General features: G+C 65.9%; 12 protein-coding genes. 9 read left to right on the forward strand and 3 right to left on the reverse strand.

Annotated elements, in window-relative coordinates; translation table 11 throughout:
• Nucleotides 1-55: 55 nt before the first annotated feature.
• Nucleotides 56-2,380: a 5-methyltetrahydropteroyltriglutamate--homocysteine S-methyltransferase gene (gene metE / locus AC3WOS_RS02930; protein WP_492714335.1), complete on the forward strand. Its 2,325-nt coding sequence runs from the start codon at nt 56-58 to the stop codon at nt 2,378-2,380.
• Nucleotides 2,381-2,528: 148 nt separating this feature from the next.
• Here metE and AC3WOS_RS02935 read toward each other — a convergent pair whose 3' ends face one another.
• Entirely contained in the window at nt 2,529-2,795 is a 267-nt protein-coding gene (locus AC3WOS_RS02935) for a hypothetical protein (RefSeq protein WP_492714336.1), read from the reverse strand.
• Nucleotides 2,792-3,559 (reverse strand): hypothetical protein, encoded by a 768-nt coding sequence (locus tag AC3WOS_RS02940; RefSeq protein ID WP_492714337.1) that lies wholly within the window; start codon nt 3,557-3,559, stop codon nt 2,792-2,794. The genes AC3WOS_RS02935 and AC3WOS_RS02940 overlap by 4 nt, the downstream gene beginning before the upstream one ends.
• Nucleotides 3,560-3,740: 181 nt before the next feature.
• On the opposite strand from AC3WOS_RS02940, the gene minC reads away from it, so the two are divergent.
• Genes minC through minE form a run of 3 tightly spaced genes read left to right on the forward strand, consistent with a single transcriptional unit; the run spans nt 3,741 to nt 5,629 of the window.
• Nucleotides 3,741-4,532 (forward strand): septum site-determining protein MinC, encoded by a 792-nt coding sequence (gene minC / locus AC3WOS_RS02945; RefSeq protein ID WP_492714338.1) that lies wholly within the window; start codon nt 3,741-3,743, stop codon nt 4,530-4,532.
• A gap of 28 nt (nt 4,533-4,560) precedes the next feature.
• Nucleotides 4,561-5,376 (forward strand): septum site-determining protein MinD, encoded by an 816-nt coding sequence (gene minD / locus AC3WOS_RS02950; protein ID WP_492714339.1) that lies wholly within the window; start codon nt 4,561-4,563, stop codon nt 5,374-5,376.
• Between the two features lies 1 nt (nt 5,377).
• Nucleotides 5,378-5,629, forward strand: coding sequence for a cell division topological specificity factor MinE (minE, locus tag AC3WOS_RS02955; RefSeq protein WP_173594320.1), 252 nt, complete (start codon nt 5,378-5,380; stop codon nt 5,627-5,629).
• A gap of 10 nt (nt 5,630-5,639) precedes the next feature.
• Here minE and AC3WOS_RS02960 read toward each other — a convergent pair whose 3' ends face one another.
• Nucleotides 5,640-6,152: a hypothetical protein gene (locus AC3WOS_RS02960; protein ID WP_492714340.1), complete on the reverse strand. Its 513-nt coding sequence runs from the start codon at nt 6,150-6,152 to the stop codon at nt 5,640-5,642.
• Between the two features lie 262 nt (nt 6,153-6,414).
• Between AC3WOS_RS02960 and AC3WOS_RS02965 the strand changes: the two genes are divergently transcribed.
• The 5 genes from AC3WOS_RS02965 to prmC all read left to right on the forward strand — a co-directional run bounded on the left by AC3WOS_RS02965 (nt 6,415) and on the right by prmC (nt 11,338).
• The gene (locus tag AC3WOS_RS02965; RefSeq protein ID WP_492714341.1) at nt 6,415-7,104 is read left to right on the forward strand and encodes a response regulator transcription factor; all 690 of its coding nucleotides are present in this window, start codon (nt 6,415-6,417) and stop codon (nt 7,102-7,104) included.
• Nucleotides 7,105-7,258: 154 nt separating this feature from the next.
• The gene (gene hemA / locus AC3WOS_RS02970; protein WP_492714342.1) at nt 7,259-8,533 is read left to right on the forward strand and encodes a glutamyl-tRNA reductase; all 1,275 of its coding nucleotides are present in this window, start codon (nt 7,259-7,261) and stop codon (nt 8,531-8,533) included.
• Nucleotides 8,534-8,624: 91 nt separating this feature from the next.
• Complete coding sequence (prfA, locus tag AC3WOS_RS02975) at nt 8,625-9,701, forward strand: peptide chain release factor 1 (RefSeq protein ID WP_492714343.1); 1,077 nt, start codon at nt 8,625-8,627, stop codon at nt 9,699-9,701.
• A 336-nt stretch (nt 9,702-10,037) separates the two neighbouring features.
• Complete coding sequence (locus AC3WOS_RS02980; RefSeq protein WP_492714344.1) at nt 10,038-10,511, forward strand: disulfide bond formation protein B; 474 nt, start codon at nt 10,038-10,040, stop codon at nt 10,509-10,511.
• Nucleotides 10,508-11,338: a peptide chain release factor N(5)-glutamine methyltransferase gene (gene prmC / locus AC3WOS_RS02985; RefSeq protein ID WP_492714345.1), complete on the forward strand. Its 831-nt coding sequence runs from the start codon at nt 10,508-10,510 to the stop codon at nt 11,336-11,338. The genes AC3WOS_RS02980 and prmC overlap by 4 nt, the downstream gene beginning before the upstream one ends.
• The last annotated feature ends 127 nt before the right edge of the window (nt 11,339-11,465 follow it).

Below are 11,465 nucleotides of genomic sequence, written 5' to 3' on the forward strand. Positions count from 1 at the left end.
TAGACCAGAATGCCGCACACTTTATCGCACCATTATGAAATGCGGATGACAAAACATGACAACCTTGCAAATACACATACCCGGCTTTCCCCGCATCGGCGCGGCACGCGAACTGAAGACGGCGCTCGAGCGCCACTGGCGCGGCGAATTGCCGGCGGCCGCACTGGAACAGACGGGCCGCACCCTGCGTGCGCGCCACTGGGCCCTGCAGCGCGCGGCCGGACTGGACTGCGTTACCGTGGGCGATTTCGCCTATTACGACCACGTGGCCAACCACATCCAGCTGCTGGGCTGCGAACCGGCCCGCTTCGGCTTCACGCCGGAACAGGACGCGCTGCAGCGCTACTTCGCCATGGCGCGCGGCGCAACGGATCACGACAGCCATGCCGATTGCGGCCACGGCCACGCCTGCCAGCAGGGCGCGGCGCTGGAAATGACCAAATGGTTTGACACCAACTACCACTATCTGGTGCCCGAATTCGCCGCCGATACGGCGTTTGCGCTGGCCGCCGGCCGCCTGCTGGCGGAAGTGGCGGAAGCGCGCGCGCTGGGCCACCCGGTCAAGGCCGTGCTGCTGGGGCCGCTGACCTTTTTGTGGCTGGGCAAGGAAAAAGGCCAGGCCCCGTTCGACCGCCTGGGGCTGCTGGAACGCTTGCTGCCCGTCTACGGCGCCCTGCTGGCCCAACTGAAAGCGGCGGGCGCGGACTGGGTCCAGATCGACGAACCCATCCTGGGCCTGGACTTGCCGCCGGACTGGCGCAACGCTTTCGAGCCCGCCTACTGGCAGCTGAGCCAGGCCGGCGCGCCCTTGCTGCTGGCCACCTATTTCTCGCCGCTGGAAGAAAACCTGAGCCTGGCCTGCCGCCTGCCCGTGGCCGGCCTGCACGTGGACGGCGTGCGCGCAGCCCATGAGCTCACCAGCGTGGCCGACTGGTTGCCCGGCCACAAGGTGTTGTCGGTCGGCATCGTCGATGGCCGCAACGTGTGGCGCACCGACCTCGATGCGGCGCTGGCCGTGCTGCGCCCCCTGCGCGAAAAACGCTCCGGTCCGCTGTGGCTGTCCACCTCGTGCTCGCTGCTGCATGTACCGTTCAGCCTGGAGCAGGAAACGCGGCTGGACGGGGAAGTGCGCTCCTGGCTGGCCTTTGCCACGGAAAAACTGGCCGAACTGGCCGTGCTGCGCGCCACCCTGGCCGGCGCCGACACGAGCGCGGCATTGGCGGCGGCGCGATCGGCCGTGGCCAGCCGCCGCGCCAGCCCCCGCGTCCACAACGGCGCCGTGGCGGCCCGCCTGGCCAGCCTGGCGCCCGACGCCGACCGCCGCGCCTCGCCCTTCCCCCAACGCCAGGCCGTGCAGCGCGAACGGCTGGGTCTGCCCGCCTTCCCCACCACCACCATCGGTTCCTTCCCGCAGACGGCGGCGATCCGGGCCGCCCGCGCCAGCCACAAGCGCGGCGAGCTGGACACGGCCGCCTACGAACGCACCATGCAGGTGCATATCGCGGAAGCCGTGCACCGCCAGGAACAGCTGGGGCTGGACGTTCTGGTGCATGGCGAGGCCGAGCGCAACGACATGGTCGAGTATTTCGGCGAGCAGCTGGACGGCTTTGCCTTCACGCAACATGGCTGGGTGCAATCGTACGGTTCGCGCTGCGTCAAGCCGCCCCTGATCTACGGCGACGTGGCCCGGCCCCGGCCCATGACGGTGGCCTGGACCGTGCACGCCCAGGGCCTGACGGCACGCCCCATGAAAGGCATGCTGACGGGGCCGGTAACCATCCTGCAGTGGTCGTTCGTGCGCGACGACCAGCCGCGCGCCACCACGGCGCGCCAGATCGCGCTGGCCATCCGCGACGAGGTGGCGGACCTGGAACAGGCCGGCATCGCCGTGATCCAGATCGACGAACCGGCCCTGCGCGAAGGCTTGCCGCTGCGGCGCGCCCGCTGGCACGATTACCTGGACTGGGCCACGGGCGCGTTCCGCCTGACGGCCGCCGTGGCGGCGGACGCGACCCAGATCCACACCCACATGTGCTACGCGGAGTTCAACGACATCCTGCCCCAGATCGCGGCCATGGATGCGGACGTGATCACGATCGAGACCAGCCGCTCGGACATGGAGCTGCTGGCCGGCTTCGGCCAGTTCCGCTACCCGAACGAGATCGGCCCCGGCGTGTACGACATCCACTCGCCGCGGGTGCCGGACACGGCACAGATGGTGCGCCTGCTGCGCAAGGCCAGCGCCGTGATCGCGCCGGACCAGCTGTGGGTCAACCCGGACTGCGGCCTGAAGACGCGCGGCTGGGAGGAAACAGAAGCGGCCCTGCGCAACATGGTGGCCGCCGCCCGCCAGCTGCGTGAGGAGCATGCCATTTATTAACGGCCGGACGCCGCATTTGCATACATTCGCCGCCGGGATAAGTGCAGTATCAAGCAGGATCGTCGCCATCCCGGCGTCGGATGAAATGAGGCAACCGTCGAAGAATGGGAAATAACATCCGTTATTACCCCGATTTGATAACCCTTCCCTATGCAGCCTTGCCTGACCGCACCTGGCCCAGCATCCTGCGGAACTCGGCAAATTCGGGAATATCAATGACCGACTGGCCAAACAGGTCGTGCTGACGATCTCGGGGAACAGGTTTGTCGCTTAAAACGGCATGAACCAAGCCCTGCACGGGAGAAATCTCGCGTTCGAGCGGGATAATGGCAGCAGCGGTCCGTGCTCGCAGCAAAGCGGCAGCCAACATGTAGGCCGTACGGTCCTCTTCCGGCGTTTTCTTGACGGTAGTCATGGTTGGCGCTCCACCAAAGCTTCGTATAAGTAGTGTAGCAAAATCGACCAACTGCGGCTCCCCGGCGTCAAATCGAAACGCATGGTGCGTCCCGTTCCATGGTCCATCCACCACTGAGGGTTTCGTGTAATCACATCCTGTACGCTGACCGACTGCAACAGCTCGCGCGCGGCCTGCCGATTCAATTCTACTGGCGACACGGGTGCGTCAAATCCGAACTTGGGCCAGACGGCATAGCCGATAAAGGCGTCCGGATCTGCTGGCCGCAGCGGGCCATGTCCTGCGGCGAACAGGCTGATATGGGCAAAACCAAGCCGGTAGGCAGTCGCGGCCATGAGGCCAAAGGCGACAGTCGCCAAGCGTTGCGGCGCACTGTGTGCGAACATCAATCTGCGCACGTACAAGGCTTCGACCCATATTGCCGATCCTGCCTCATCCAAAAACGCAACGACACTATTTTGCTCGCCCTCAGCGAGAAAGGGGCTTGTGGATCGCACATCCAATCCAGAAGGCCCGTCCTGATTTTCCCCCACGTTGGTTGCCCAGACGGTAGAGCCATCCGGTATCATGAAAAGACGGCCGGTCGTGGCGGCATCCAGCACAAGTGCTCCGCCCCCATGTCGTTCCAGCGACAGCCCCAACAAGGACCGATTGTTTCTATCGTACAGCTCCCCTCGAAAATAAGTGCGGGCGATCTCATAGCCTAGCAAGATGGCCTCCGCCCTGCTTATATTTTCATCAGTAAATCGCTGGTCTGGCTGCATTCCAGCATGGTAAGGACATGGCGCGTGCCGCTATTGTGCGACCACAACGAAGTCGCTCATCGCCCCGCAAGCCGCACCATCAGCCGCTTTGATGTCGTGCGGGCTCTCCCATTTCCCCGCTTTCCACAGTAAAATGTGTGCGCCTGCGCATGCGCGCGGGCTAACTCTTATCCTGTCGCCCATGTCCAACAGCCTGTTCCAGAAGCCCATCGAAATCAAGATCTCCACCGTGGTTGCCGTGTCCGCCATCCTGTCCACCGCGGACCGCATCGCCCTGGGCGCGGCGCTCAACGATATGACGGGCGGCTCGGCCGACTTTTTCGAAGATGACTTGACCGTGATCGACATCGGCGCCCTGCCGCCCGGCGGCGAGGCCATCGACTGGGACGGCATCATCGCCCTGCTCAAGAAATACCGCCTCAATCCCGTGGCCGTGCGCAACGCGCCGCCCGAGATGGCCGGCGCCATCCTGGCCCACGGCCTGAGCCTGGAAACGGCCGCCAAGCCCCGCAAGGAAGCGGAAGCGCCGGCAGCGGCACCGGCCGCCGTGCCAGCGCCCGCCCCGGCCGCGCCCGCCCCGGTGGCCGCCGTCCCGGCAGCGGCGCCGGCCACGGCCGTCGTCAGCCCCGGCACCCTGATCATCGACACCCCGGTGCGGGCCGGCCAGCGCATTTACGCGCGCGGCTGCGACCTGATCATCACAGCCGTCGTCAACAACGGCGCCGAGATCATTGCCGACGGCAGCATCCACGTCTACAACACCCTGAACGGCCGCGCGCTGGCGGGCGCGTCCGGCAACGCGGACGCCCGCATCTTCGCCCTGGCCATGGCGCCGGAACTGGTGTCCATCGCCGGCGTGTACCGCACCTTCGAGGATGGCTTCCCGGCCGAGTTTGCACGCGCTCCGGCACAAATTCGCCTGGTGGGCGACCGAATCGATATACTATCTGTCAACTCCGCATCCCGCGCTTAAGCACCGGGCTCTCTGAAAAGGATTATTTGTGGCAAGAATTATTGTTGTAACGTCCGGCAAGGGCGGTGTCGGTAAGACGACTTCCAGCGCCAGCTTCTCCACCGGGCTGGCCATGCGCGGCCACAAGACGGCCGTGATCGACTTCGACGTCGGCCTGCGTAACCTCGACCTGATCATGGGCTGCGAACGGCGTGTGGTCTACGACCTGATCAACGTCATCAACCAGGAAGCGTCGCTGACCCAGGCCCTGATCAAGGACAAGCACTGCGACAACCTGTTCATCCTGCCCGCCTCGCAGACGCGCGACAAGGATGCGCTGTCGGAAGACGGCGTGGAACAGGTGCTCAACGAGCTCATCAACATGGGCTTCGAATACATCATCTGCGATTCGCCGGCCGGCATCGAGCACGGCGCGCTGATGGCGCTCACCTTCGCCGATGAAGCCATCATCGTCACCAACCCGGAAGTGTCGTCGGTGCGCGATTCCGACCGCATCCTGGGCATCATCCAGGCCAAGTCGCGCCGCGCCCAGACGGGCGGCGAACCGGTCAAGGAACACCTGTTGATCACGCGCTATTCGCCCAAGCGGGTCGAGGCGGACGAGATGCTGTCACACGAGGACGTGCAGGAAATCCTGCGCATCCCCCTGATCGGCATCATTCCCGAGTCGGAGTCGGTGCTGCACGCGTCCAACCAGGGCAACCCGGCCATCCACTTCAAGGGCACGGACGTGGCGGAAGCTTACGAAGACGTGGTCACGCGCTTCCTCGGCCAGGACTTGCCGCTGCGCTTTACCACCTACGAAAAGCCCGGCCTGCTGCAGCGCATTTTTGGGGGCAAGTGACATGGCTCTGCTTTCCTTTCTGTTCCCGTCCAAACCGAAAACCGCGTCGGCGGCCAAGGAACGGTTGCAGATCATCATCGCGCGCGAGCGCAACGGCCGCGGCGGGCCCGACTTCCTGCCCGCCCTGCACCGGGAACTGATCGAGGTGATCTCCAAGTACACCAAGGTCAACGCCGACGACATCAAGATCTCGCTGGACCGCCAGGGCAACCTGGAGGTGCTGGACGTGAACGTGGTGCTGCCGGACGCCTGAGCCCCCTAGCCTAGTTGGCGGCCGCCGCGCGGCCGGCCAGCAACTCCTGCGCCACCACGGCGCAGGCTTCCACATGCTGGTAGCCAATCTGGCGGAACACGGCAAAGCCGATGGCGGCCGAGGCCAGCTGGCCGGCGATGGGCACCAGCTTGCCCGCCTGGCGCGCCAGCAGCTTGGCGCCGCTGCGCCGCAGCAGGGCCGTCACCAGTTCGCGCGTCACCATTTTTCCTACCAGCATGCCGCCGGCGCCCATGGCCGCCTCGTAGGCCAGCATGCGCCACTGCGGCTGCAAACGGGCGATCTGCTCGGCGCCGAGGCCGAATTCCTGGTTGATGTCTTCGATCAGGAGGGCGAACAGGCGCAAGTCCGTCACCACATCCACCCCCGGGATGGGCACGGCCGCCATGCCGGCCGACCACACGGCGCGCCGCCGCACCAGGCGCCGGCACCGTTCGCGCACGGCGGCGATGTCGCGCGCCGAAGCGGGCACCAGTACCCATTCCGTATCAATGTTACTCGCCATTATGTGCCTCCCGCGGGCCTGCGGCCCCTTGCCCCCTGCCATGTTGCATATTGAAATCACGGTGATGAGAGTGTACCGTGTAATGGTCTAGCAGGCTGCCAGGGGACGCGCGCATGGAAAATGGTTATATCCAAATGGAAATATTTAGCTTTTTTACTAACTATTTTTGTAAATCTCTGTTATATTCAATGTGACTTCTCCTTAACATTTACCGGCAGGTGGCGAACGATGGCGCCGCCGGTCGCACACGCCCCGCACAACCATGAGAATCGCCGTACTTGACAACGACCGCAGCCAAGCCGATCTGATCTGCCAGGTTCTCACTTCCGCCGGCCACGCCTGTCACAGTTTCCAGACCAGCCGCGAGCTGCTCAATCACTTGCGCAAGGACAGTTACGACATGCTCATCCTCGATTGGCAGGTGGCCGATCTCAGCGGGACGGAAGTCATGCGCCGGGCCCGTGACAAGCTGCCCGACAATGCGCCCGTGCTGTTTCTCACCACCACCTCGGGCGAGGACGACATCGTGGCCGGGCTGGCGGCCGGCGCCGACGACTACATGATCAAGCCGCTGCGGCGCAGCGAACTGGTGGCCCGGGTGCAGGCGCTGCTGCGGCGCGCCTACCCGTCCCAGAACGGGGCCGAGCAATTGCAGTTCGGCCAATACACGTTCGAAACCCGGCCTGGCCGGCTGCTGATGGACGGCATCGTGCTGGACGTGACGCACAAGGAGTTCTACCTGGCGTTGTTATTTTTCCGCAACATCGGCCGCCCCCTGTCGCGCGCCTACATCCACGAAGCCGTGTGGATACGGGAAACGGCCGTGCCGTCCCGCACCATGGATACCCACGTCTCGCGCGTGCGCAACAAGCTGCAACTGAAGCCGGAAAACGGCTACCGCCTGGTGCCCGTCTACAGCTACGGCTACCGGCTGGAAAAACTGGGCGCCTGAACGGGCCGGGCTCGCCGCGGCCAGGCTGCGGCCGCACGCCAACTAGCCTATAGTGCGTATATCAAGGTCATACTGATGACGGGGTCACCCCCCGGGCAGAATACGGACACAACACGCTATAATGTCGGCTAACAACCACCCTTCCCGCTCCGAAATGCAACTGCTCGCCGTCGGCCTCAACCACAACACCGCGCCGGTCGCCCTGCGCGAACGGCTGGCGTTCGCGCCCGACCAGTTGGGGCAGGCCGTGGTGGCGGCGCGCGCGTGGTTCGAACGCATCGTGCCGGGCGGCGCCGACGAGGCGGCCATCCTGTCCACCTGCAACCGCACGGAACTGTACGCGGCCAGCCACGTGCCCAATCCGCTCGACGCGGGCGCCCACTTCCTGGCCGACTTCCACCAGCTCAACTACGGCGAGCTGCGTCCGCATCTGTACATGCTGCCCCAGCACGACGCCGTGCGCCACACCTTCCGCGTCGCCTCCGGGCTGGACTCGATGGTGCTGGGCGAGACCCAGATCCTGGGCCAGATCAAGGACGCCATCCGCACGGCCGACGAAGCGGGCGGCCTGGGCACCTATCTGCACCAGCTGTTCCAGCGCAGCTTTTCCGTCGCCAAGGAAGTGCGCAGCACCACCGAGATCGGCGCCCACAGCGTGTCGATGGCGGCCGCCGCCGTGCGCCTGTCGCAGCGCATCTTCGACAAGGTGGCCGAGCAGCACGTGCTGTTCATCGGCGCCGGCGAGATGATCGAGCTGTGCGCCACCCACTTCGCGGCGCAGAACCCGAAAAGCATCACCATCGCCAACCGCACGCTGGAACGGGGCGAAGTGCTGGCCCACCGCTTCGGCGGCAAGGCGATCCGGCTGGCCGAACTGCCCGACAAGCTGCACCAGTACGACATCGTCATTTCCTGCACCGCCTCGTCGCTGCCCCTGATCGGGCTGGGACTGGTGGAGCGCGCCATCAAGGCCCGCCGCCACAAGCCCATCTTCATGGTCGACCTGGCCGTGCCGCGCGACATCGAACCGGAAGTGGCGCGCCTGAACGACGTGTTCCTGTACACGGTGGACGACCTGGGCAAGGTGGTGCAGACCGGCCTGGAAAACCGCCAGGCGGCCGTGGCCCAGGCCGAAGCCATCATCGAAACCCGGGTCCAGTCCTTCATGCACTGGATCGACGACCGCGCCGTGGTGCCCGTGATCCAGAGCCTGCATGAAAGCGGCGAAGCGCTGCGCCAGCTGGAACTGGAACGGGCCCGCAAGATGCTGGCCAAGGGCGAAGACATCGACGCCGTGCTGGAAGCCCTGTCCAAGGGGCTGACGGCCAAATTCATGCACGGGCCGCAGCAGGCGCTGCACCGTGCCCAGGGCGACGAGCGGGCCCAGCTCGCGACCCTGCTGCCCCAGCTGTTCCGCGGCCGCCGTTAGCGACCCTGCCGCCTTGCCCCGTCCGGCCCCCGGCCGCGACCGACCGGCCCCGCGCCGGCCCTTTCCCCTGATTACTTGAGATGCACACGCTATGAAACCATCAATGCTGGCCAAGCTGGACCAATTGGCGAACCGCCTGGTCGAACTCGACGAACTGCTGATGTCCGAAGGCGCCACCGCCAACATGGACAGCTACCGCAAGATGACGCGCGAACACGCCGAACTCGGTCCGCTGGTGGCCCTGTACCACGACTACCAGCAAGCGAACGGCGACATCGCGGCGGCCCAGGAGATGCTGGCCGACCCCGACATGAAGCAGTTCGCCCAGGACGAGATCGAAGCGGCCAAGGCCCGCATGGCGCAACTGGAACTGGAACTGCAGAAGATGCTGCTGCCCAAGGACGCCAACGACGAACGCAACATCTTCCTGGAAATCCGCGCCGGCACCGGCGGCGATGAGTCGGCCCTGTTCGCCGGCGACCTGCTGCGCATGTACACCCGCTTTGCCGAACGCAACCGCTGGCAGGTGGAGATGGTGTCCGAGTCGCCGTCCGACCTGGGCGGCTACCGCGAAGTGATCGTGCGCCTGATCGGCAACGGCGTCTATTCCAAGCTCAAGTTCGAATCGGGCGGCCACCGCGTGCAGCGCGTGCCGGCCACGGAAACCCAGGGCCGCATCCACACCTCGGCCTGCACGGTGGCCGTGATGCCGGAGGCGGACGAGGTGGAAGACGTCAACATCAACCCGGCCGACCTGCGCATCGACACCTTCCGCGCTTCCGGCGCCGGCGGCCAGCACATCAACAAGACCGATTCGGCCGTGCGCCTGACCCACCTGCCCACCGGCATCGTGGTCGAGTGCCAGGACGACCGCAGCCAGCACAAGAACAAGGCCCAGGCCATGAAGGTGCTGGCGGCCCGCATCAAGGACGTGCAGATGCGCGAGCAGCAGTCGAAGGAGGCGGCCACCCGCAAGAGCCTGATCGGCTCGGGCGACCGCAGCGAACGCATCCGCACCTACAACTTCCCCCAGGGCCGCATGACCGACCACCGCATCAACCTGACCTTGTACAAGCTGGACTTCATCATGGACGGCGACCTGACGGAACTGACCAACGCGCTGGCCGCCGAACACCAGGCCGAGCAGCTGGCGGCGCTGGGCGATTAAGGCGGCGCGTCATAGCAAGCCGGCCACCGGCGCTAATGCCATTAAGTTAGCGGTCTTCTCAAAAAAAAGGGGTACGTCCCCATTTTCGATGCCGGTGCCGCGCGCATTAGTCACTGTCGCAGCCAGCGAAAAAAGGGGTACGTCCCCATTTTCGAAAAAAGGGGTACGTCCCCATTTTCGCGTCCCCATTTTCGATGGCTGGCGCGGTGCGCCGCAGCGGCCGCCGCGGCAAGCGGCCCCGGCCGCAACCGCCGGTCCCACTTTATGCGAGAATAAGCGCGCCCTGCGGCACTACGACCCTGCGGCCACGACGAACAACCTGACTGGAAACGCCCCATGATTGCACTGCGCCCATTGCTGCTGTCCATCGCCATCGCCTGCTTCGGCCTGATCGGGGCCGCCCTCTACCTGCAACACGGCATGGACATGCTGCCCTGCCCGCTGTGCGTGATCCAGCGCTACCTGTTCCTGGCCGTCGGCTTCAGCTGCCTGCTGGGCGCCTGGGCCGGCAAGCCCGTGCTGGGCGCGGGCCTGGGCCTGGCCAGCGCCTTGGGCGGCATGGGCGTGGCCGGCAAGCACCTGTGGGTGCTGGCCCATCCCGGCCTGTCGTGCGGCATCGACCCGATGGAAACGGCGCTCAACAAGATCTTCCTGGCCCAGTACCTGCCGTCCATCTTCCGCGCCGACGGCCTGTGCGAGGATGCGCTGGCGCCCCTGTTCGGGCTGTCCATCCCCCAGTGGTCGTTCCTGTGGTTCGGCCTGTTCGCCATCGCGCTGGGCTGGCTGCTGGTCCGCCGCCGCCGCGCATGAGCACGGCCGCCATCCGGACCGGCATTACGCTGGCCGAGCTGCAGCGCCTGCCCCTGCTCGATCCCATCGACCGCCGCATCCTGCTGTGCCACGCGCTGGGCCTGTCGCGCGTGGGCCTGATCACGCAGTCGGAACGGACCCTGACGGCGGACGAGGCGCAGCGCCTGGCCGCGCTGGTGCAGCGCCGCATCGACGGCGAGCCGGTGGCCTACCTGATCGGCCAGCGTGAATTCTTCGGCCTGCCGTTCGAGGTGAACCCGGCCGTGCTGATTCCCCGCCCGGAAACGGAGCTGCTGGTGGAACTGGCGCTGGAACGCCTGCCGCCGCAAGGCGCCGTGCTCGACATGGGCACCGGCAGCGGCGCCATCGCCGTCGCCCTGGCCCACGGCCGGCCCGACGCGGCCGTCACGGCGCTCGACGTGAGCGCCGATGCGCTGGCCGTGGCGCGCCGCAACGCCAGCGCCAACGGCGCCAACGTCACCTTCATGCAGAGCGACTGGTACGGCGCGCTGGCGCACGAGCGCTACGACCTGATCGTCTCCAATCCACCCTACATCGCCAGCGGCGACCGCCACCTGGGTGAAGGCGATTTGCGCTTCGAACCGGCCGGCGCCCTGACCGACCATGCGGACGGCCTGTCGGCGTTGCGCACCATCGTGGCCGGCGCCGCGCGCCATCTGGCGCCGCAAGGCTGGCTGCTGATGGAGCACGGCTACGACCAGTCCGCCGCCGTGCAGGCATTGTTGACGGCTCAAGAATATACGGACGTGCAGAGCTGGGCCGACCTGGCCGGCATCGCGCGCGTGACGGGCGGACGCGCGCCCTGAAACAACGGCCGCGCTTCGATTAAAATAAACATCGATCTTTGCAGTGATGGCGGCGGGGCACCCGGTCTGCGGGCGTGCCGGCCGCTTTTGGCAGTCTCCGGCGCGGTTTGCCAATTTCGGTTACTCT

The sequence above is a fragment of the Rugamonas sp. FW305-51 genome (assembly GCF_058786935.1).